Source organism: Devosia sp. Root635 (assembly GCF_001427605.1).
GTDB lineage: Bacteria > Pseudomonadota > Alphaproteobacteria > Rhizobiales > Devosiaceae > Devosia.
In genome coordinates, this window is record NZ_LMGZ01000023.1 from 53,013 (window position 1) to 72,478 (window position 19,466).

Here is a 19,466-nt window from a genome sequence, read left to right on the forward strand (position 1 = left end):
GCTGGACCCGAGGCCACCAACATGGTGCCGATGGGGCTGCCGATAAAGAGCAATTTTGGTCAAAAGAAAGCGCCCGGGCCAAATACATGGCTCCGGGCGCTATTGCCTCCAGTTTGCACTGGATTGCCTCGGCCTTGCGGCCGGTATGGCTTACTGGACGACCGTGACCGCGCGGCGGTTCTGGCTCCAGCAGGAAATGTCGTTGCAGATGGCCACCGGCCGTTCCTTGCCGAAGGACTGGCTGGTGATGCGCTGACCGTTGACGCCGCGCGAGACCAGGTAGTTCACGACCACCGAGGCGCGGCGGGCGCCCAGGGCGATATTGTATTCGCGGGTGCCGCGCTCGTCGGCATGGCCTTCGATCATGATGCGGTAATTCTGGTACTGGTTGAGCCAGGCCGCCTGCTTGTCGAGGGTAGCCGAGGCTTCGGCGGTGAGGCTGCTCGAATCGGTCTCGAAGAACACGCGGTCACCGACCGACACGAGGAATTCCTGCTGGCTGCCCGGCGCGCCGCCGCCCGGCCCCAGATTGCCGACACCGGTCGGCATGGTATTGGGCGTCCGCGAACAGGCCGCAATGACCGCTACGAAAAGCAGCATCGCGGCAGCGCGCAATGCGGTGTTGAGTTGTGCGGGAATGACCACGGGAGGCTCCTGAAAGGCAACAATCTTAAGCACGGCATTTACCGCGCTTAATCTTAAGGCCGGGTTTGCCGGAGTGGTTAATCTTGTCCTATTCGGGCGCGAATGTGGCGGGAATCCTGGCTTTTTTGTGATGATGCCGGTTTGCCACAGGGCTGGGAATGATCACGTTAAGGTTAAGTGGGAAGCCTTCGCCTCTCCCTTCGGGGAGAGGTCGACTTGCGAAGCAAGGCGGGTGAGGGGGCCTTCCCCACGCACCGCACCCGGTAAAGGCCCCCTCACCCGGCCTTCGGCCGACCTCTCCCCCAAAGGGCGAGGTGAAGAGGTGCTACCCCCGCAGCCCGGACCACGCCGGATCGGACGCATAGCTCTCGGTGGGGATCGTCAGCAAATTCCGACCCCAGATGTCGACGCTCATCAGTTTGGGGCCGTCATTGCCGCCCGGATCCTGGAAGAACATGATGACGCGGCCATTGGGCGCCCAGGTGGGGCCTTCGGCGTGGAAGCTCGAATAGAGCATGCGCTCGCCGCTTCCGTCCGGGTTCATGATGCCGATATTGAACTGGCCGCCCGACTGGCGGGTGAAGGCGATGAGATCGCCCTTGGGCGCCCAGACCGGGGTGGAGTAGCTGCCCTGGCCGAAGCTGATGCGCTGCGCGTTACCGCCGCCTGAACCCATCATGTAGATCTGCGGCGAGCCGCCACGATCGGATTCAAAGACGATGCGGCTGCCATCGGGCGAATAGGACGGGCCGGTATCGATGGCCGCGCCCGAGGTGAGCTGCTGCGGCGTGCCGCCGCCGGTGCCCACGGCATAGATATTGGTGGCGCCGCCCTGCTCCACCGAAAAGACCACGGTGCCGCCATCGGGCGAGAAGCGCGGCGCAAAGGTCATGGCGCCGACATTGGCCAGCCGCTGCTGGCGGCCGGTCGAAAGCTGCAGCAGGTAGACCTGCGGATTGCCGTCGGCGAAGTTCATATAGGTGACCATGTCGCCATTGGGCGCGAAGCGCGGCGTCAAGGCCATGGTCGACCCATCCGTCAGGTACTGCACGTTGGCGCCGTCCTGATCCATGATGGCCAGGCGCCGCACGCGATTGGCCTTGGGACCGCTTTCGGCGGTGTAGATGACGCGGGTATCGAAATAGCCGGTGCTGCCGGCCAGCGACTCATAGATGGCGTCGGAAATGATATGGCCAACGCGGCGCGCCGAATTGGGATCGGTATTGTAGCTCTTGCCGACCACTTGGGCGGCCTGCTGGGTATCCCAGACGCGCACCGACGACGAGATTTGCCCGCCGCGCTCGACCCCGCCCATCACCAGCGCATCGACATTGGCGGTGCGCCAGGTGGCGAAATCGGGCGTGTTGTTGACGTCGCCCACCTGGATGGGCAGCGAGGCCGGATCGAGCGGCAGGAACAGGCCCGAGCGGCGCAGGTTGTTGCGCACGATATCGGCGATTTCCTTGCCGAAGGTCGGGTCGGACGAGGCGAAATCGGGAATGGCGATCGGCAGGGGCTGGAAATTGGCGCCCTCCACCACGATGCGCAACTGCGCCATCGCCATGGAGGAGCCGGCCAGCAGGGCCCCGCCAGCCAGGCCAAGCTTGAGCGCGTTGCGCCGGGTAATCAGGGTCATGTTCGGTCTCCATTCTCCGCCGTCGGCAGGCATTCTGCCCGCCAGACGTGCCAATTCAAAATCACGGCCGCAGTTCCACGTCGATCTGCCGCCATTCGTCATAGGCCTCCGCCGAGAGGCGGTAGGGTCCGCAATTCATCACCGCCCGCTGCGCCGCCCGCGCAATGGCGCCGCCTGCCTGCGAGGCGTCGGCCGAAATGATGGCCGGCGTGCCGTTGACCGTGCCGTCCGGATTGAGGCTCACCATCAGCCGCACATTGAGGCCGCTGTTGATGTCGCTGGGCAACAGGTTCCAGCATTGCTTGATCTGGCCCACCAGCCCGTCGATCTCCGACTGGCTCAGGCGCGCCGAAGTGCCATCGGTATCGCCAAGCGTCGGCGTGCCGCCCTGCCCGGTGGTGCCGCCGGTGGTGTTGTCGTTGTTGATGATGGCAGAAATATCGTCAGCCAGCGACGCATCGAGCTGCGGCGTCGGCTGCTGCTGCTCGGCCTGCTGCGCGGCGGCCTGGCGCTGGCGTTCTTCTTCCTCGCGCTTCTTGCGCTCGGCCTCGGCAGCGGCGAACTGCTGGCGCTTCTGTTCGAGATTGGCCGGGCGGCTCGCTGGCACCGGCGCCGCCACCTGCGGCGTCGGCGGCTCGGGCTCAGGCACTGGTTCCGGCTCGGGCTCTGGTTCGGGCTCCGGCGTGGGCGTCGGCACAGGAGCCGGTTCCGGCTCGGGCGGCGGCGTGGGCCGCGTCGCAGGCACCGGGGGTACGGCCGGTTCGGGCTCGGGTTCCGGTGCCGGCTCCGGCGCCGGGGCAGGTTCGGGCTCCGGCTCGGGCACCGGTTCCGGCATAGTCTCGGGAGCCGGGGCGGTATTGGTCACCGGAGCCGGCGTTGGAATGTCGGCCGGCGACGGGGTCACCTGGTCTTCTTCGGTATTGCCGGTGGGCTGAGCCAGTTCGGCTTGCCTGTCGTCGGCGACGATGGAGGGCGTTTCGGTCTCAACGATCTGGCTGTCGAGTTGGCCGGCGCGGATATTGGAGAATTCCTCGACCGGCACGAGATCGACCGAGATCGATTCCACGGCAGGCGTCAGCGGTTCGGAAAACCCCAGATTGATGAGGCCGATAGTCAGCACAGCGATGTGGGCGACGATCGAAACCGCTAGGCCGGTGCGCACTGGACTAGCCCGGTTCCCGCTCGGTGATGAGGCCGATCTTGGTGAAGCCCGCAGCGGACAAAATGCCCATGACGCGCATCACCGAGCCATAGTTGGCGCTGGTATCGCCACGCAGGAAAATACGATCCTCGGTGCCATTGGCCGCCTTGGCCGTCACGCTGGCCACAAGGTCGGTCTCGGCAACCACATCCTCGTCGACATAGATCGTGCCTTCCGGCGTCACTGCCACGGTGATCGGCTGGGTCTGGCTCGGCATCTCATTGGCCGCGGTCTGCGGCAGGTCGATGGGCACGCCGGCCGTCATCATCGGCGCGGCCACCATGAAGATGATGAGCAGCACCAGCATGACGTCGACCATCGGCGTCACGTTGATCTCGCTCATGATCGCCCGTTTCTTGCGGCGCCGGCGGCGCCCGCCGCCTCCGCCGCCTGCTGCGGCACCCATGCCCATGTCAGCTTCTCCGTGCTTCGAGCTGGCGGCTGAGGATGGTGGAGAATTCGTCGGCAAAGCCTTCGAGCCGCCCGATCATCTTGCCGGCATCGGAGCTGAGCTTGTTGTAGGCGATAACCGCCGGAATAGCCGCGACCAGGCCAATGGCGGTGGCGAACAATGCCTCGGCGATCGGGCCGGCGACCACGGCCAGATTGGTGCTCGATGAAGCAGCAATGGCGGTAAAGGCATTCATGATGCCCCAGACCGTGCCGAACAGGCCGATAAACGGCCCGGCCGAACCGATGGTGGCGAGGAAACCCAGGCGCTTTTCCAGATGCTCGCTCTCGCGGGCAATGGCCACGTCAAGCACCTTGTCGAGGCGCTGCTGCATGCCCACGAAACTGGCCGCATTCTGCTCGTGGCTGCGCTTCCACTCCTTCATGGCGGCGACGAACACCGCGCCCAGCCCCCCGGACGTCTTTTCGGACTGCTGCTGATAGAGCTCTTCCAGCGACTGGCCCGACCAGAATACGCGCTCGAAGCGGTTCATCTCCGCCTGGGTGCGGCGATAGGTGATGGTCTTGTCGATGATGATGGCCCAGCACCAGATCGAGGCCCCGAGCAGACCCAGCATCACCGCCTTGACGATCCAGTCGGCGGCCCAGAACAGCCCCCAGATGGAGAAATCGGTGTGCGGGGCAACCGCCCCCACAGCGTCCATGGCTTCCATGTCGTGATCCCTTTTGGCCCGGTTCGCTTGACCGACCCTCAAGCATCAGGCGATGGGGTCGAAATCTGTCAAAATTAAGAGAAATGCCCGGAGAACCGGCCCTTTGCCGGACGGCTCCCGGACACGTGTCCGCTTTGCCGCAATTATGGTCAAGAAGAGGTTAAGAAAGAGAGTCGGGGCGCCGAACCGCTTCACTTCCGCGTGACGGCAAGTGCAGCTAACATGAGGCATCCCGGCACGGAGGCTTCTGGCATGGCCAAGCTGTTTTTCGGAATGAACCAGTCGCTGGACGGCTATGTCGACCACGACGCCTTCGCGCCCGACCCCACGCTGTTTCTTCACTTCGTCGAGCAGACGCGCAACCTGTCCGGCAGCATCTATGGACGCCGTCTCTATGAAATCATGCGCTACTGGGACGATGACCAGCCCGGCTGGAATGCGGCGGAGCAGGAATTTGCCATGGCGTGGCGGGGCGTGCCGAAATGGGTCGCCTCGCGCACGCTGACATCGGTCGGACCCAATGCCACGCTTGTCACCGGCGACATCGAGGCCACGATACGCAACCTGAAGGCCGATCTGGCCGGAGAGATCGAAATCGGCGGGCCAGTGCTGGTGGGGAGCCTGACCGATCCAGGCCTGATCGACGAATATCGCATCTACCTGCACCCGGTCGTGCTAGGGCGCGGCAATCCCTTCTTCGCCGGCCCCCGGCCGCGATTGCGCCTCGTGGCGAGTGATGCGATGGGCGGAGACGTGGTGAGGCTGAGATACGCTCCGGCCTAGGAAAGCCGATTGCCCCACCCACCGGCCGTCACCCTCGGGCTCGACCCGAGGGCCCTGCGCTTGCAGGACGATGGGTCGGTGAACCCTCGGGGCGGGTCCGAGGATGACGATCTGAGGGTGGGTGACGCGCGGTGATGGGAGGACGCAGTCGCCACTAGCCCCGCGGCCCAAATCTCTCGAGAATGACCTTGGGCATGCGCGCCGGCCCGCCGCTGGTCCTGATGGCGACGACGACCACGCTCGCCCGCGTCAGCACCGTCTCGCCGCGCAGGATGGTTTGCTTCAGCGTCAACCGCGCGCCGCTGAGGGCGGCGACTTCGGTGGTGACATCAAGCAGGTCATCGATATGGGCCGCACCATCGAAGGCGATTTCCATGGAACGGACGGCAAAGGCGATGCCTTCAGCTGCCAGTTCGGAATGGTGGATGCCCTCCTCGCGCAGGAATTCGGTACGGCCGCGCTCGAAGAACTTGAGATAGGCCGCGTGATAGACATTGCCGGAAAAATCGGTGTCTTCGTAATAGATGCGGACGGGGAAGCTGTGGCGGGTCACTCCACCACTCCGCCTTCGTGGAACACGACATGTTCCGGCACGCCGGAAAGGGTGCGCAGCCGCGCCGGCAGCCAGGGCGGCAACAGGTTCGCCTCTTTCAGCGCCGGTCCTTCCAGCGGCAGCCATGAAAATTGCAGCAAATGACCTTCATCCTCGCGCACGAGGAAGGGCTGCTCGCCGCCCGGCCGCACCTGTTCGGGCAGCGCGATGGCATAGATGAAGCCGAGCTCGTGATAGCGGTCACCCTCGCGGCCGTAAAAGCTCTCCGAGGTGAAGAGCAGCGGCCCGACCGCGACCGGCATGGCCAGTTCCTCGGCCATTTCGCGCACCAGCGCGACATTGCTGGGCTCGCCCATCTCGACGCGACCGCCCGGCAGCATGCAATAGTCGTCATCATCTTCGCGGCAGACCAGCACATGCCCGTCGCGGATGGCGGCGCCGGCCACGCGATAGTTGAAGCAGGTGCCCTCGACCGGGAAGCTGAGAATGATGCGCTCGCTCATTCTCCCTCCGGTTCCTCGAACAGGCTGGCCTGCAGGCCGACGAAACCTTGCGGCACCACCTTGCCCAGATGCTGGAAGGCGGCGCCGGTCAGCATGCGGCCGCGCGGGGTGCGCTGGATGAAGCCCTGCTGGATCAGGTAGGGCTCGACGATTTCTTCGATGGCGTCGCGCGGTTCGCTCAGCGCCGCCGCGATGGTCTCGATACCCACAGGGCCGCCATTGTAGAAATCGGCAATGGTGGTGAGATAGCGCCGGTCGAGCTGGTCGAGTCCGCGCGCATCGACATCGAGCCGCAACAGCGCCTTGTCGGCAATGGCGCGGGTGATCTCGCCCGAGCCATCGACCAGCGCGAAATCGGTGACCCGGCGCAAAAGCCGCCCCGCAATGCGCGGCGTTCCACGGGAGCGGCGCGCGATTTCCATGGCCCCATCGGGCGCCATGGGCATGCCGAGCAGCCTTGCGCCGCGCTGCACGATCTGCACCAGTTCCTCGGGCGTGTAGAAATTGAGCCGCACCGGAATGCCGAAGCGGTCACGCAGGGGGGTGGTGAGCAGGCCGGCGCGGGTGGTAGCACCAACCAGGGTGAACTTGGCAAGATCGATCCGCACCGAGCGGGCGGCCGGGCCTTCGCCGATGATGAGATCGAGCTGGAAATCCTCCATCGCCGGATAGAGTACTTCCTCGATCGCCGGATTGAGCCGGTGGATTTCGTCGATGAACAGCACGTCGCGCTCTTCGAGATTGGTCAGGAGCGCGGCAAGATCCCCCGCCTTGGCGATGACCGGGCCCGACGTGGCCCGGAAACCGACACCCAGTTCCCGCGAAATGATCTGTGCCAGCGTGGTCTTGCCCAGCCCCGGCGGGCCGACGAACAGCACATGGTCAAGCGCCGTGCCGCGCTTCTTGGCCGCCTCGATGAACACTTCCAGATTAGCCCGCGCCGCCGCCTGGCCGACAAATTCGGAAAAGCCGGAGGGACGGAGGGACACGTCAAGCGGATCATCGCGGCCGGCGGCGGGAGAGGTAAGATCGGTCACGCAGCGTCCAATCGAGACAAGATGAGATCGATAGCCATGAGAAGATAGCTATCCCTTTCGCTATCGGTGAACGCGGCGAATCCATCGGTGCTGCCGTCGAACAGTATTTCGTCTCCGGCCGAGGGATAGTCGACTGTGAAACGCGACCATCTCACACGGATATAGCCTGCCGCGTCGTCCCCGCGGAATATCTCGTACTGCTCGGGCGCAGCAGAGCAGGTTCGTTCCATTCTCAGACCGCTGACCGACAGCTTGGCATAGACAGCTTCCGAAGGCATCGGAATGGACCGGGTTGTTCCGAGCATCCCTTGCAATGCTTCAATATCGATCATTCCGGGCCTCCTGCTGCAATTCTGGCCGGGACCTCAGCGGGCAATCCCGGCATCCCAGGATGGATCCCGGCCTTCGCCGGGATGACATCGTGCCTGATGAGGCTAAACGCACTACACCAGCTTGGGTCAACACACCAAACGCGTTACTGGCTCAACTCCCTGAGCCCCAGCCGGATGAGCTTCTCCGTGGCAATCCCATCCCCTTCCCGCGCCACGATCCTGGCCAAAGCCGCCGAGGCCTGCGCGCTGGAATAACCGAGATTGGTGAGTGCCGAGACGGCGTCGGCAATGGCGGAAGGCGCGACGCCCTCGCCCAAAGCGGCTTGCAGGCCCAAAGTACCGGCATCGATGCCGGGGCCGGTCGGGGCCTTGCCCTTGAGTTCGGTAACCAGACGAACGGCGAGCTTGGGGCCGACGCCGTTGGCGCGGCCGATCATCGCCTTGTCCTGCAAGGCCACGGCGCTGGACAATTCGGCCGGCGACAGCACCGAGAGGATGGAAAGCGCCACGCGGGCGCCCACGCCCTGCACCGTCATCAGCAGGTTGAACCAGCCCTTCTCGCCTTCGCTCGAAAAGCCATAGAGGCGGATCATGTCCTCGCGCACGATAGTTTCGATGAACACCACAGCCGCCTCGCCGACGCGTGGCAGCGTTTGCAGCGTGCGGCTGGAACAGAACGCCTCATAGCAGACGCCGCCGCAGTCGATCAGCACGAAGTCGTCGCCAAAGCTGTCCACCAGCCCTTTGAGCTTGCCGATCATGCGATGGCCCTCAGGCGCTGGTTGGAAACCCGGTGATGGGCATGGCAGATGGCGATGGCCAGCGCATCGGCCGCGTCTGCCCCCTTGAAGTCGGCTGCGGGCAGCAACGTCTTGACCATGAGCTGGATCTGTCCCTTGTCGGCATGGCCAGTGCCGACCACCGATTTCTTGACCAGGTTGGCGGCATATTCGGCAACCGGCAGGCCCCGCGCCGCCGGCGTCAGCAGCGCCACGCCGCGTGCCTGGCCCAGGATCAGCGCCGAGCGCGCCCCGGCATTGACGAAGGTTTCTTCCACGGCTGCTTCCTCAGGCGCGAAGCGATCGAGCACCTCGCCCAGCCCTGTGAACAACATGGCGAGCCGTTCCGCCAGCGATCCATCGACCGGCGGCATCACCGTGCCGGCGGCCACGAAGGTCAGCCGGTTGCCCAGCGTCTCGATGACGCCCCAGCCACAACGGCGCAGGCCGGGATCGATTCCGATGATTCGGGTAGCAGCACTCATGCGCTCATCCTTAATGATGCGCTGCCAGCCTACCAAGCCTAGTGTGAACAAAAAGGCAACACAGCCGGTGGAAAACCGGGTGATCGATAAAATCCTATCCAACGTGCAAACACCATCTTCAAGCCACGTCCCTAGTCTCGTTCGCGGGAATGCAGGGGCAAAACATGACGGAACTTGGTCGGAACCTACCGAAGCGGGCGTGGCTGCACATCTATCGCGTCACCGGGGCGATCACGCTCATCTCGGTGGTGCTATCGGTAATCTTCACCAACATGATCATGGAAACCTTTTCGGCCGGCGTGAATATGCAGGGGCTGCTCGTTTCCATCGTCATGCCGCTGGCGCTGGGCGGGCCGATGACCTGGTTCCTGGTGCTGCGGCATGAACAATTGCGTCATGCCAATGAGCAACTCGAACATATGGCAAGCACCGACTGGCTGACCGCCTGCCTCAATCGGGGCGCCTTTACCGGCGCCGTCAGCCGCTATCTCGATCGCCGCGCACCGACCGACAATGGCGGCGCCCTGCTGATCGTCGATGCCGACGATTTCAAGAGCGTCAACGACCGCTTCGGCCATGACGCGGGCGACGAGGCGCTGCGGCTGATCGCCGGCGCCATCCGCCAGGCGGTGCGCGGCACCGATCTGGTCGGGCGGCTGGGCGGCGAGGAATTCGGTATCTTCCTGGCCGAATCCGACGTGGTGGCTGCAGACCACGTCGCCGAGCGCATCCGCCGCTCCGTGTCGGCCATCGCCTTTGCGCCCGGCGATGAGCGCTGTGCGCTTTCGGTCAGCATCGGCGGCGCCACCTATGCCACGCGCGCCCAGTTCGGTGAACTCTACCGCCTGGCCGACCAGCACCTCTACGAAGCCAAGAATACCGGTCGCGACCGCGTCGCCATGATGCAGGCCGCCTGACATGGAGATGCCCGCCGCCTGACCGTCCTGCCGCCACGCCGCCGCCGCCCGCCTGCCCCTTGCAGGACAGGCGGATCTGCCGTTTCAAAGCCGAGAGAACCGCTCGATGATGCCTTCCAAGACTTTGACTGCCCTGCAAAGCTGGTCCAGCGTCGGCCGGTGGACGTTGTTCGGCACATTGGCCTGCGTCGTGATTTCGGTGGGATTCAATGCCATAGTGTTCGGCGACCTCGGCGCCGCGGCGCTGCAGCGCTCCATTGTCAGCGCCATCGTCCTGCCCATCGTCCTGGGCCTGCCGCTGTTCTTCTACATGAGCCTGCGGGTGCGGGGCCTGGCCATAACCAACCGGCGCCTGGGCCTCGTCGCCCGCACCGACAGCCTCACCGCCTGCCTCAATCGCGGCGCCTTTACCGGCCAGGTCGGCACGCTGCTGACCCAGCGCGCCCATAGCAGCAGCGGCGCGCTGCTGATGATCGACGCCGACAATTTCAAGGCGATCAACGACCTGTTCGGCCATGATGCGGGGGACGAGGCGCTGACCATCATCGCCCGCTCCATCCGCACCATATTGCGGGCCGGCGACCTGGTGGGGCGCATGGGTGGCGAGGAATTCGGCGTCTACCTGCCCGATGTCGACCAGCACAGCGCCGAAGCCGTCGCGGAACGCATCCGCCGCTCGGTCAACCTGGCGGTCTTCGCCCCCGACGGCAAGCAGCGTTCGCTATCGGTCAGCATCGGCGGCGTGGCCTTCGAAGGGTCGGCGAGCTTTTCCGAACTGTTCCGCATCGCCGACCAGCGTCTCTACGGCGCCAAACAAACCGGCCGCAACCGCGTCGCCGTGGTGCATGTCGCCGATCATCCGTTCATTGATTTGAAGCGGAGTGCGTGAGCGACACGCACTCGCTTCGCGGTAATGCCGCCGTGAGCAAGGGCGGCAGACGCCCTTGCCGTCCGTGGCGTCTAGGCTTCGAGCTTGGCCGCGTCTTCGTCGCTCATCTCGAAGTTGGAATAGACGTTCTGCACGTCGTCATCTTCTTCGAGCGTGGCGATCAGCTTCATCAGCGTGGCGCCCTTTTCGGCGTCGATCGGCGTATTGGTCTGCGGCTTCCAGATCGCCTTGACCGATTCGGCCTCGCCCAATGCCTTTTCCAGCGCCGCGGCAACCTCCACCATCGCTTCGAACGTGGTGGTGATGTAATGGCCCTCTTCGTCGCTCTCGACGTCGTCCGCGCCCGCCTCGATGGCGGCTTCCATCACCTTGTCTTCCGAGCCGGCCTTGGCCGGGTAGGTGATCTCGCCGACCTTGTCGAACATGAAGCCGACCGAATTGGTTTCTCCCATGGCGCCGCCATTCTTGGAGAAATACGAGCGGACATTGGAGGCGGTGCGGTTGCGATTGTCGGTCAGCGTCTCGACGATGATGGCGACGCCGCCCGGCCCATAGCCCTCGTAACGGATCTCATCATAGTTGTCGCCGTCGGAGCCCATGGCCTTCTTGATGGCGCGGTCGATATTGTCCTTGGGCATGGACTGGGCGCGGGCATTGACCACGGCCAGGCGCAGGCGCGCATTGAAAGCGGGGTCGGGCATGCCCAGCTTGGCCGCGACGGTGATTTCGCGCGCCAGCTTGGAGAAAATCTTGGAGCGCACCGCGTCGGACTTGCCTTTGCGGTGCATGATGTTTTTGGCGTGTGAATGGCCGGCCATCGGTCACCCCCCTCGAAGTAAGAATGCTGGATTGGTGGCGCGTTATAGGCAAGCGCGCGCCGCTTGTGAAGCGGGCGCTAGAACTCCGGCTCCGCCTGGGCCAGTGTTCCGCCGATCCGCACGGGCAGCACCTTGACTGCCAGCCCGGTACGCGGATCGGTTTCGACCGCCACGCCGCACAGCGTCGCCTCGCCCTCCGCGGGTGTGAAGCGGCCATTGGCGATGCCGGTCAGGAAGCGGTTGAGCGGTTCCTCGGGGTCGACGCCGATGATGGAATCGAAATCCCCGCACATGCCGGCATCGGCCATCAGCGCCGTGCCACCCTTGAGGATGCGCTGGTCGGAAGTGGGAATGTGGGTATGGGTGCCGACGACGAGGCTCACTCGCCCGTCCAGAAAAAAGCCCATGCCCTGGATTTCCGAGGTCGCCTCGGTGTGGAAATCGACGATGATGGCGTCGGCCTGTTCACCCAGTGGGCAGGCCGCCACCGCCGCCTCGACGGCGCGGAACGGATCGTCCGCCGGGCCCATGAACACCCGCCCCAGCGCATTGATGACCAGCACCCGATGGCCGTTTCGGCCCTCGACGAACATGGCGCCGCGCCCAGGCGTGCCGGGCGCCATGTTGATGGGCCGCAGCAGGGTGTTTTCGCGCTCGATGTAGGAGAGCGTGTCGCGCTGGTCGAAGGCATGGTCGCCCAGCGTCACGATATCGGCGCCGGCATCGCGCAGGCCCTGGAAATGCGGCTCGGTGAGCCCGCGTCCGTGGCTGGCATTCTCGCCATTGATCACCACGAAATCGAACTTGTAGCGCTCGATGATGCCAGCCAGCCGCTCGGCAACACCATCGCGGCCGGAGCGGCCCACCACATCGCCCAGAAACAGGAACCTCATGCCGAAGCGCCGAAGTGGCGCACACCGGCTTCGGTGACCACGGCATCGAGCGGCACGTCATGCGCCTCGCGCGGAATACGGTCCAGTTCCTGGGCGGCGAAGGCCAGCCCGATCAGCTTGGGCTTCTTGGTCATTGTCGCCAGGGTCCGGTCATAATAGCCGCCGCCATAGCCCAGGCGCGTGCCGCGGCCGTCGAAAGCCAGCAGCGGCATGATGACGATATCGGGTTCGGCCCTGGGCGCCAGCTCGGACGGTGCCAGTGTGCCAAAGCCCGATTCGTAGAGCGAAGCGCCCTGCTCCCAGACGCGCAGGTCGAGCGGCTGTTCGGGACCGAGCACCACCGGCAGCACCACCGTCTGGTTGCTATCCATCAGCTTGACCAGGATGGGCTGGCAATCGAGCTCATCACGGATGCGCCAATAGGCGGCGACCACATCGCCGGCCCCGAGCGGGATGGCATCGAAGAAATGGCGGGCGGCGGCCTTGGCCGCATCGGCACGCTCACCGTGATCGAGCAAGGCCCTGGCCGCTCGCGCCCTGATCCGCAGCGCCGCCTTGGCCTCTTCGATCATCTCGTCAACCATGGCGCACGCAACCTGCTCAGACAATAAGGTGCCGCCCTGGCCGTGGGATATGCGATCCCGGGAACCTACTTTACGCAGGTGGGCGCCGTATGTCTGAGCCCAGGAGCCCAGTCAGGGACAGCTCCCTTAGGATCGATAAGGCCCCGGGGATATTGGTATCCATCACGCACCGGGCAGCAACCAAGATATAGGCGCTTTGGCCGGTGGTGCAAAGGGTGCGTTAGAGGAGATCGACCCAATCTTGGCTTTGGTGAAAAACACGCTGAATGACTACGTCATTGTCGTCCAATTGATAGACGAGCAGGTGGGCGCCGAAAATACCGGACGCGCACCGGAATAGCGCGGTCGGCCCGCTCCGGACCGAACTGGGCCACGCTGGCCTCGTAGAGTGCTTCGGAGTCGATGATGGCACGCTCCGAGAAGCGATACACCATGTCAGGCAGCGCCCGATGTCTTGACCCCGGCCTTCCGGCGAGCATTCGCGAAGATTTCGTCGGGCGTTAGCGGACTGACGCCGTTATCGATGCCCTCCTGCACGAGTCTTTCAAACTCGGCTTTCTTATCGGCGCGCTCCTGGTCACGCCGCACCAGGTCGCGGACATAGTCGCTGGCATTGCCGTAGCGGCCGGTCTTCACCTGATCTTCCACCCATTGTTTCATCGCATCGGGCAGGGAAACATTCATCGTGGCCATTGCTGGTCTCCTTCGCCTCCAGTCTAGGTTTCTTGGCAATCTTTGCCAAGATGACACTTGTTTCCGCCGAAGGCGATTACCAATATCGTGTGGCTTGGGAGACCCACCAATGTTCGCGCATATCCTCATCGTCATCATCGTCGCCATTGCCATCACCGCATTGGCGGAGCGGCGCAATGTGCAGCCGGCGCTGCTGGTTGCCATTGTGGGCCTCATCGCCTCGTTCATTCCCGGCATGCCGCGGCTGGAACTGGAGCCCGAAATCATCCTCGGCCTCGTGTTGCCGCCCATGCTGTTCTCGGCGGCGAGCGACTTTTCCTTTTCCAGCTTTGCCCAGCGCCTGGGTTCGATCGTAAATCTGGGCGTGTTCATGGTATTTGGCACCACGGCGCTGGTCGGCGTCGTGGCCGTGGCGGTGGCGCCTGAACTCGGCCCCGCAGCCGCTATCGTGCTCGGCGCGGTGCTGGCCCCGCCCGATGCCGTCACCGCCATCACCATCGGCCGCAAGGCCGGCCTGCCGGTGGCGCTGATGACCGTGCTCAAGGGGGAAAGCCTGATCAATGACGCGGCGGCGTTGACCCTGTTTGCGGTGGCCGTCGCTGCGGCGGCCGGCACCCAGGCTTTCATCGACAGCACGCCGCTCTATTTCCTCTATGCCGCCGTCGTCGGCATCATCCTCGGCATGCTGATCGGGAACCTGGCGCAACTGGCGCGGCGCAAGCTGGCCAACCCCTCGCTGGCAACCGCGGTATCGGTCATCGTACCCTTCGCAGCCTACCTGCTGGCCGAGGAAGTCCATGCCTCGGGCGTGCTCGCCGTGGTCGCCGCCGGCTTTGCCCTGGGCCATCACTCGGCCGAGTCCGGCTATGAGGAGCGCATCCAGGAGCGCCAGTTCTGGCGCACCATCGATACCCTGCTCGAAACCTTCGTCTTTGCCTATATCGGCCTGCAACTGCGCTTCGTCATCACCGACGCGGTCGAGGCCGGCTATGACCTGCTGCAACTGGCAGGCGGTGCCGCGGCCATCTTCGTGACGACGGTGGCGATCCGCTTCGCCTGGGTCTTCGGCACCGCAGCGATCGCCCGGCGCCGCCGTGCCGCCGCTGCCCGCCGCCCGGCCAGGGTACCACGGCCCGGGCGGCGCGAGCGGCCGCCTTCTCCCCCGCCATTGACCTGGAAGGAAAACATCGTCCTGTCCTGGACCGGCATGCGCGGCGTGGTGACGCTGGCCGCCGCGGCCGGTGTGCCCCTGGTCACGGCGACCGGCCAGGACTTCCAGGGGCGCGAGGCCATTCTGGCGCTGGCCTTCCTCGTCACCATCGCCACGCTGCTGATCCAGGGGCTCACCCTGCCCTGGCTCATCAGGCGGCTCGATCTCAACAATCCGGACGATGCCCGCCATCTCGCCGACCAGCATGCGCGGGCCGTCGGCATCGCCGAGCAGGCCACCAAGGACGCCCTCGCCGAATACCGCAAGACCCATACATCCGCGTCGTCGCGCCGGCTGGCCGACATGATGGCCAAGCGCGTCGCCCAGGAGGCCGCGGCAACGCCAGCCGAACCGATATTCGACCAGACCGAGGCGCTGGTGCTGGGCAACATCCTGCTCGAGGCGCGCCGCAAGCAGCTCATCGCCGCACGCGACGCCCGCCAGCTCGACGACGCCGTGCTGCGCGACATGCTGGAGCAGATGGACCTCGAACAGGCCTTCATGGACAGCCTGGACAAGGGCTCCTGAGCAATAATATGAATTGACAAGTCATATTTGTTGGCGGTAGCAGTGCCCCATGTCGGAGCGAGGGCTGCGGCACCATTTGCCTGGGGTATTCCATGTCCATCAAATCACTTGTCGCCGCCCTTGCCGGCGCGATGCTGCTTGCCGCTCCGGCGCTGGCGGTCGAAATCTCTCATGATCTCGGCACCACCGAGGTTCCCGATGCGCCACAGCGCATCGTCGTCCTCGAATACAGCTTCGTCGATACGCTGGCGGCGGTTGGCGTCTCCCCGGTCGGCATTGCCGACGACGAGAAGCGCGACTCCATCGTGCCGATCTACACCGACATCATCGGCGACGACTGGACCTCGGTCGGTACCCGCAAATCGCCGAGCCTGGAAGTCATCGCCTCGCTGCAGCCGGACCTGATCATCGCCGATACCAGCCGCCACGAGGCCATCTACGAGGCGCTCAGCGAGATTGCGCCCACCATCTCGTTCGACAGCCTGACCGGCACCTATGAAGTTGCCATCGAAGCGGCAAGAACCATCGCTCATGCCATCGGCAAAGATGCCGAGATGGAAGCGCGCCTGGCCGAACACACCGCGACCATGGAGGGCTTCAAGGCTGAGATCGGCGACGTGACGGGCTGGTCGGCCCAGTTCATCGTCGACAATGGCGAAGGCATCTTCCTGCATTCGCCGGTGAGCTATAACGGCTCGCTGCTCGCCTGGTTCGGCTTTACCAGCAACATGCCCAGCCCCGATGGCCACACCTATGAGGAAGCCATCGTCAACACCTCGCTGGAACAGCTCTCCGAGATCGATCCCCAGATCATCATCCGCGGCAAATATGCCGATCCGGGCCTGACCGACTCCTGGGTTGGCCAGCCGCTTTACGACGCCGTCGCCGCGGTCAAGTCCGGCAATGTCTATGACGTCAACGCCCACGAATGGTCGCGTCTGCGAGGTGTGCTCGCCTCCGAAGTCAGCGGCGCCAACCTGGTCGACATCGTCAAGCAGCTGAAGCCGTAATCTTGCCTCTCGCCTTACGATATATGCTCCTGGCGGCAGCGGTGCTCCTTGCGGCACTGCTGTCGCTGGCCATTGGGCAGCGCAGCGATGTCGGCCTGGCCAATGTGCTGCAACTGCTGCTCGTCGATGACGGGAGCCTCGCCCGCTCGGCGGTGGTGGACCTGCGCCTGCCGCGCACGCTGATCGCCGCGCTCATCGGCATCAATCTGGGCCTGGCCGGCCTGGCCCTGCAGGCGATAACGCGCAATCCGCTGGCCTCCGAATCCGTCCTCGGCATCAACCAGGGCGCCGCGCTTGGCGTGGCTGTTGGCCTCGTCGTGCCGTCGCTGCTGGTGGTCAATCTCGATGTCATGGCCATTATCGGCGCGGTCGTGGCCGGCATCGTCACCTTCTCCATCGCCGGCGGGCTGGGCGGACGGCTCGATTCCATGCGGCTGATCCTGGCCGGCGTCACCGTCGGCGCCTTCAGCTTCGCCTTCGTCCGCTTCACCTTCACGCTGGAAGACAACCTCTCGCGGCTGATCCTGAGCTGGACCTCGGCCGATATCTCATCGAGCCGCTTCGACCAGGCGCTGCCGCTGGTATTCTGGGCCTTTGGTGGCCTGGTGGTCAGCATGCTGATGGCGCACAGCTTCAATATCCTCGCCCTCGGCGATGGCGCCAGCCAGGGGCTGGGCGTCGATCCGCGCCGCGCCCGCTTCACCGGCGCCATGCTGGCCGCCGTGCTGACCGGCGCCAGCGTGGCCGCTGCCGGGCCGGTAATGTTCGTCGGCCTCGTGATGCCCCATCTCTGCCGGTTGTGGTTCGGCCCCAATCACCGCGTGCTGGTGCCCGTCGTGGCACTGGGTGGCGCCGGACTGGTGCTGTTCGCCGATGTAATTTCCAAGCTGGTGCGCTTTCCCTATGAAACCCCGCTCGGCGTCGTCTGCGCGCTGATCGGCGCGCCCTATTTCCTCTATGCGACGCTGCGCGCCCGGAACATGGCATGACCGACATCGCCCTGCCCCGCTCCGCCACCAGCCGCGCCATTACCTTGATCGTGGTGCTGGTCGCCCTTGTCGTCGCCGCCGCGCTCTGGGGCATCAGTGTCGGCGCCGTGGCCATCCCGGTCGACGTCATCGTCAATACGCTGTTCAATCTCGATGGCGAGCAGCAGACCTATATCATCATGAAATCGCGCCTGCCGCGCATGGTGCTGGCTTTGCTGGCCGGTGGGGCGCTGGCTTTGTCGGGCGCCATCATCCAGGCGGTGATCCGCAATCCGCTGGCCAGTCCCAACATCATCGGCATCAATTCCGGCGCCGCCCTGTTCGCGCTCGGCATGGTGCTGGTCTTCCCCGCCATTCCGGTGGCCTGGATGCCGCTGGCCGCCTGCATCGGTGGCCTCTTCGCCGCCAGCTTCGTCATGCTGGTGGCCCACTACCGCAGCCTATCGGCGGTGCATCTGGCGCTGATCGGCGTCGCGGTCGGCTTCGTCTTCGAGGCCGGCGTCGACTACCTGCTCATCACCTCCAGCGACAGCGAAAGCTCGGCCCCGATGATCTGGCTGACCGGCTCGCTCTGGGGCCGCACCTGGGGTCATGTCGCCATCAGCTGGATTCCTCTATTGGGCCTGAGCGCCTTGGCTCTGCTGCTCTCCTATCGGCTCGACCTGATCGCCTTGGGCGAAGGCACTGCCACCGGCCTCGGGCTCAACGTGCCACGGCAACGGCTGCTGCTGCTCTTTGTCGCCACCATGCTGGCCAGCGTCGCCGTGGCGGTGGTCGGGGTCATGGGCTTTATCGGCCTGATGGCGCCCCATATCGCCCGCCGGCTGGTCGGTGGCTCGCATCGGCTGATGCTGCCGGTCTCGGCCTTGGTCGGCATGCTGCTGGTGGTGCTGGCCGACAGCATCGGCCGTGCCATCGCCCCGCCAATCGAGATTTCGGCGGGCATCCTCGCCGCGCTGATCGGCGCGCCCTTCTTCATCTACATCATGCTCACCACTGCGTCGGAGATCGAGTCATGAGCATCACGCTTGCCGGCGTCACGGCCGGCTATGGCCGCGACCGCGCCATCGTCAGCAATATCGATCTGGAAATCCGCACCGGCGAGGTGACGATCCTGATCGGCCCCAATGGCTGTGGCAAGTCCACCCTGCTCAAGACCATCGGCCGGCTGCTCAAGCCGCGCACCGGCTCGATCCATATCGATGACCTCAACGTGCTGCGCAACGATCCCAAGCGGGTCGCCCGCACCATCGCCTATCTGCCGCAAAGCCCGGTCGTGCCCACGGCTATCACGGTGGAACAGCTTGTCGGCTATGGCCGGGCGCCACACCAGTCGCTGCTTGGGTTGCGCTCACCCAGGGATATCGAACTGGTCGATTCTGCCATCGCCACCACCGGCCTCGACGACCTGCGCATGCGGCCGGTTGCCGAACTGTCCGGCGGCCAGCGCCAGCGCGCCTTCATCGCCATGGCCCTGGCACAGGACACGCCCTATGTGATGCTGGACGAACCCACCACCTTCCTCGACATCCGCCACCAGGTCGAGACACTCGACCTCATCCGCCAGTTGCACGATGCCGGCCGCACCAGCATCGTCGTGCTGCATGATATCGCCCAGGCGGCCCGCTACGGCGACCGCCTGGTGGTGATGCATGAGGGCAGGATCGTCGCCGAAGGCAAGCCGGGCGACGTGGTAACGCCCGACCTGTTGCGGACGGTTTATGGGCTGGACTGCGCGGTTTATCCCGACCCGGTATCGGGAACACCGGTAGTGACGCCGCGCTGAGACCTTCCTTACCTCTCCCTTTGGGGGAGAGGTCGACCCTCTTGGGTCGGGTGAGGGGGCCTTTTCTTGGT

24 protein-coding genes and 1 other RNA gene are annotated in these 19,466 nt (G+C 64.8%); 8 read left to right on the top strand and 17 right to left on the bottom strand.

The window, feature by feature from the left end:
• Positions 1–150 precede the first annotated feature (150 nt).
• From pal to tolQ, 5 genes are all read right to left on the bottom strand, one after another.
• Positions 151–645, bottom strand: a complete 495-nt coding sequence (pal, locus tag ASD80_RS17015) for a peptidoglycan-associated lipoprotein Pal (RefSeq protein WP_413813387.1) — start codon at positions 643–645, stop codon at positions 151–153.
• Positions 646–970: 325 nt separating this feature from the next.
• Positions 971–2,281: a Tol-Pal system beta propeller repeat protein TolB gene (gene tolB / locus ASD80_RS17020; protein ID WP_056235575.1), complete on the bottom strand. Its 1,311-nt coding sequence runs from the start codon at positions 2,279–2,281 to the stop codon at positions 971–973.
• 61 nt (positions 2,282–2,342) lie between these two features.
• Entirely contained in the window at positions 2,343–3,443 is a 1,101-nt protein-coding gene (locus tag ASD80_RS17025) for a hypothetical protein (RefSeq protein WP_056235576.1), read from the bottom strand.
• Between the two features lie 4 nt (positions 3,444–3,447).
• Positions 3,448–3,888, bottom strand: a complete 441-nt coding sequence (gene tolR, locus ASD80_RS17030; RefSeq protein ID WP_413813390.1) for a protein TolR — start codon at positions 3,886–3,888, stop codon at positions 3,448–3,450.
• 7 nt (positions 3,889–3,895) lie between these two features.
• Positions 3,896–4,597: a protein TolQ gene (gene tolQ / locus ASD80_RS17035; protein WP_056235862.1), complete on the bottom strand. Its 702-nt coding sequence runs from the start codon at positions 4,595–4,597 to the stop codon at positions 3,896–3,898.
• Positions 4,598–4,858: 261 nt separating this feature from the next.
• Here tolQ and ASD80_RS17040 point away from each other — a divergent pair, with 261 nt between their 5' ends.
• A complete protein-coding gene (locus tag ASD80_RS17040; protein ID WP_056235581.1) occupies positions 4,859–5,389 on the top strand; it encodes a dihydrofolate reductase family protein in 531 nt (176 codons plus the stop codon).
• 154 nt (positions 5,390–5,543) lie between these two features.
• On the opposite strand, the gene ybgC is transcribed toward ASD80_RS17040, so the two are convergent.
• From ybgC to ruvC, 6 genes are all read right to left on the bottom strand, one after another.
• A complete protein-coding gene (gene ybgC / locus ASD80_RS17045) occupies positions 5,544–5,942 on the bottom strand; it encodes a tol-pal system-associated acyl-CoA thioesterase (protein WP_056235584.1) in 399 nt (132 codons plus the stop codon).
• Positions 5,939–6,445: an NUDIX hydrolase gene (locus tag ASD80_RS19150; protein WP_056235587.1), complete on the bottom strand. Its 507-nt coding sequence runs from the start codon at positions 6,443–6,445 to the stop codon at positions 5,939–5,941. Before ASD80_RS19150 ends, ybgC begins: the two co-directional genes overlap by 4 nt.
• On the bottom strand, positions 6,442–7,482 hold the full coding sequence (ruvB, locus tag ASD80_RS17055) for a Holliday junction branch migration DNA helicase RuvB (protein WP_056235590.1): 1,041 nt from the start codon (positions 7,480–7,482) through the stop codon (positions 6,442–6,444). Before ruvB ends, ASD80_RS19150 begins: the two co-directional genes overlap by 4 nt.
• Complete coding sequence (locus tag ASD80_RS17060) at positions 7,479–7,814, bottom strand: hypothetical protein (protein WP_056235593.1); 336 nt, start codon at positions 7,812–7,814, stop codon at positions 7,479–7,481. The genes ruvB and ASD80_RS17060 overlap by 4 nt, the downstream gene beginning before the upstream one ends.
• A 143-nt stretch (positions 7,815–7,957) precedes the next feature.
• On the bottom strand, positions 7,958–8,575 hold the full coding sequence (gene ruvA, locus ASD80_RS17065; RefSeq protein ID WP_056235596.1) for a Holliday junction branch migration protein RuvA: 618 nt from the start codon (positions 8,573–8,575) through the stop codon (positions 7,958–7,960).
• Positions 8,572–9,078, bottom strand: a complete 507-nt coding sequence (gene ruvC / locus ASD80_RS17070; protein ID WP_056235865.1) for a crossover junction endodeoxyribonuclease RuvC — start codon at positions 9,076–9,078, stop codon at positions 8,572–8,574. Before ruvC ends, ruvA begins: the two co-directional genes overlap by 4 nt.
• A gap of 164 nt (positions 9,079–9,242) precedes the next feature.
• Here ruvC and ASD80_RS18865 point away from each other — a divergent pair, with 164 nt between their 5' ends.
• Positions 9,243–9,995 (top strand): GGDEF domain-containing protein, encoded by a 753-nt coding sequence (locus tag ASD80_RS18865; protein ID WP_162247389.1) that lies wholly within the window; start codon positions 9,243–9,245, stop codon positions 9,993–9,995.
• 106 nt (positions 9,996–10,101) lie between these two features.
• Positions 10,102–10,884: a GGDEF domain-containing protein gene (locus ASD80_RS17080; RefSeq protein ID WP_156460523.1), complete on the top strand. Its 783-nt coding sequence runs from the start codon at positions 10,102–10,104 to the stop codon at positions 10,882–10,884.
• A gap of 71 nt (positions 10,885–10,955) precedes the next feature.
• Here the strand turns inward: ASD80_RS17080 and ASD80_RS17085 are convergent, their stop codons facing one another.
• The 6 genes from ASD80_RS17085 to ASD80_RS17100 form a co-directional block, all read right to left on the bottom strand.
• Complete coding sequence (locus ASD80_RS17085; protein ID WP_056235598.1) at positions 10,956–11,702, bottom strand: YebC/PmpR family DNA-binding transcriptional regulator; 747 nt, start codon at positions 11,700–11,702, stop codon at positions 10,956–10,958.
• A 77-nt stretch (positions 11,703–11,779) separates the two neighbouring features.
• Entirely contained in the window at positions 11,780–12,595 is an 816-nt protein-coding gene (locus ASD80_RS17090) for a TIGR00282 family metallophosphoesterase (protein ID WP_056235600.1), read from the bottom strand.
• Positions 12,592–13,179 carry a 5-formyltetrahydrofolate cyclo-ligase gene (locus ASD80_RS17095; RefSeq protein ID WP_056235604.1) on the bottom strand — a complete coding sequence of 196 codons (588 nt, stop codon included), beginning with the start codon at positions 13,177–13,179 and terminating at the stop codon, positions 12,592–12,594. The genes ASD80_RS17090 and ASD80_RS17095 overlap by 4 nt, the downstream gene beginning before the upstream one ends.
• 24 nt (positions 13,180–13,203) lie before the next feature.
• Positions 13,204–13,362, bottom strand: a non-coding RNA gene (ssrS, locus tag ASD80_RS18630) — 6S RNA.
• Positions 13,363–13,399: 37 nt separating this feature from the next.
• On the bottom strand, positions 13,400–13,591 hold the full coding sequence (locus ASD80_RS19315; RefSeq protein WP_162247390.1) for a type II toxin-antitoxin system RelE/ParE family toxin: 192 nt from the start codon (positions 13,589–13,591) through the stop codon (positions 13,400–13,402).
• 23 nt (positions 13,592–13,614) lie between these two features.
• Positions 13,615–13,872, bottom strand: a complete 258-nt coding sequence (locus ASD80_RS17100) for a type II toxin-antitoxin system ParD family antitoxin (protein WP_156460524.1) — start codon at positions 13,870–13,872, stop codon at positions 13,615–13,617.
• A 109-nt stretch (positions 13,873–13,981) separates the two neighbouring features.
• Between ASD80_RS17100 and ASD80_RS17105 the strand changes: the two genes are divergently transcribed.
• From ASD80_RS17105 to ASD80_RS17125, 5 genes are all read left to right on the top strand, one after another.
• Positions 13,982–15,610, top strand: coding sequence for a cation:proton antiporter (locus tag ASD80_RS17105; RefSeq protein WP_056235609.1), 1,629 nt, complete (start codon positions 13,982–13,984; stop codon positions 15,608–15,610).
• A gap of 92 nt (positions 15,611–15,702) precedes the next feature.
• Positions 15,703–16,620 carry an ABC transporter substrate-binding protein gene (locus tag ASD80_RS17110; RefSeq protein WP_056235611.1) on the top strand — a complete coding sequence of 306 codons (918 nt, stop codon included), beginning with the start codon at positions 15,703–15,705 and terminating at the stop codon, positions 16,618–16,620.
• 41 nt (positions 16,621–16,661) lie between these two features.
• On the top strand, positions 16,662–17,609 hold the full coding sequence (locus ASD80_RS17115) for a FecCD family ABC transporter permease (RefSeq protein WP_200950349.1): 948 nt from the start codon (positions 16,662–16,664) through the stop codon (positions 17,607–17,609).
• Positions 17,606–18,628 carry a FecCD family ABC transporter permease gene (locus tag ASD80_RS17120; protein ID WP_056235617.1) on the top strand — a complete coding sequence of 341 codons (1,023 nt, stop codon included), beginning with the start codon at positions 17,606–17,608 and terminating at the stop codon, positions 18,626–18,628. Before ASD80_RS17115 ends, ASD80_RS17120 begins: the two co-directional genes overlap by 4 nt.
• Positions 18,625–19,395: an ABC transporter ATP-binding protein gene (locus tag ASD80_RS17125; RefSeq protein ID WP_056235620.1), complete on the top strand. Its 771-nt coding sequence runs from the start codon at positions 18,625–18,627 to the stop codon at positions 19,393–19,395. The genes ASD80_RS17120 and ASD80_RS17125 overlap by 4 nt, the downstream gene beginning before the upstream one ends.
• Positions 19,396–19,466: the final 71 nt, after the last annotated feature.

Excerpts from the sequence above, each read along its gene's own strand:
- tolB (WP_056235575.1), bottom strand. The coding sequence starts at position 2,281 with ATGACCCTGATTACCCGGCGCAACGCGCTCAAGCTTGGCCTGGCTGGC.
- tolR (WP_413813390.1), bottom strand. The coding sequence starts at position 3,888 with ATGGGTGCCGCAGCAGGCGGCGGAGGCGGCGGGCGCCGCCGGCGCCGC.
- tolQ (WP_056235862.1), bottom strand. The coding sequence starts at position 4,597 with ATGGACGCTGTGGGGGCGGTTGCCCCGCACACCGATTTCTCCATCTGG.
- ASD80_RS17040 (WP_056235581.1), top strand. The coding sequence starts at position 4,859 with ATGGCCAAGCTGTTTTTCGGAATGAACCAGTCGCTGGACGGCTATGTC.
- ASD80_RS19150 (WP_056235587.1), bottom strand. The coding sequence starts at position 6,445 with ATGAGCGAGCGCATCATTCTCAGCTTCCCGGTCGAGGGCACCTGCTTC.
- ASD80_RS17060 (WP_056235593.1), bottom strand. The coding sequence starts at position 7,814 with ATGATCGATATTGAAGCATTGCAAGGGATGCTCGGAACAACCCGGTCC.
- ruvA (WP_056235596.1), bottom strand. The coding sequence starts at position 8,575 with ATGATCGGCAAGCTCAAAGGGCTGGTGGACAGCTTTGGCGACGACTTC.
- ruvC (WP_056235865.1), bottom strand. The coding sequence starts at position 9,078 with ATGAGTGCTGCTACCCGAATCATCGGAATCGATCCCGGCCTGCGCCGT.
- ASD80_RS18865 (WP_162247389.1), top strand. The coding sequence starts at position 9,243 with ATGACGGAACTTGGTCGGAACCTACCGAAGCGGGCGTGGCTGCACATC.
- ASD80_RS17080 (WP_156460523.1), top strand. The coding sequence starts at position 10,102 with ATGATGCCTTCCAAGACTTTGACTGCCCTGCAAAGCTGGTCCAGCGTC.
- ASD80_RS17085 (WP_056235598.1), bottom strand. The coding sequence starts at position 11,702 with ATGGCCGGCCATTCACACGCCAAAAACATCATGCACCGCAAAGGCAAG.
- ASD80_RS17090 (WP_056235600.1), bottom strand. The coding sequence starts at position 12,595 with ATGAGGTTCCTGTTTCTGGGCGATGTGGTGGGCCGCTCCGGCCGCGAT.
- ASD80_RS17095 (WP_056235604.1), bottom strand. The coding sequence starts at position 13,179 with ATGGTTGACGAGATGATCGAAGAGGCCAAGGCGGCGCTGCGGATCAGG.
- ASD80_RS17100 (WP_156460524.1), bottom strand. The coding sequence starts at position 13,872 with ATGGCCACGATGAATGTTTCCCTGCCCGATGCGATGAAACAATGGGTG.
- ASD80_RS17105 (WP_056235609.1), top strand. The coding sequence starts at position 13,982 with ATGTTCGCGCATATCCTCATCGTCATCATCGTCGCCATTGCCATCACC.
- ASD80_RS17110 (WP_056235611.1), top strand. The coding sequence starts at position 15,703 with ATGTCCATCAAATCACTTGTCGCCGCCCTTGCCGGCGCGATGCTGCTT.
- ASD80_RS17120 (WP_056235617.1), top strand. The coding sequence starts at position 17,606 with ATGACCGACATCGCCCTGCCCCGCTCCGCCACCAGCCGCGCCATTACC.
- ASD80_RS17125 (WP_056235620.1), top strand. The coding sequence starts at position 18,625 with ATGAGCATCACGCTTGCCGGCGTCACGGCCGGCTATGGCCGCGACCGC.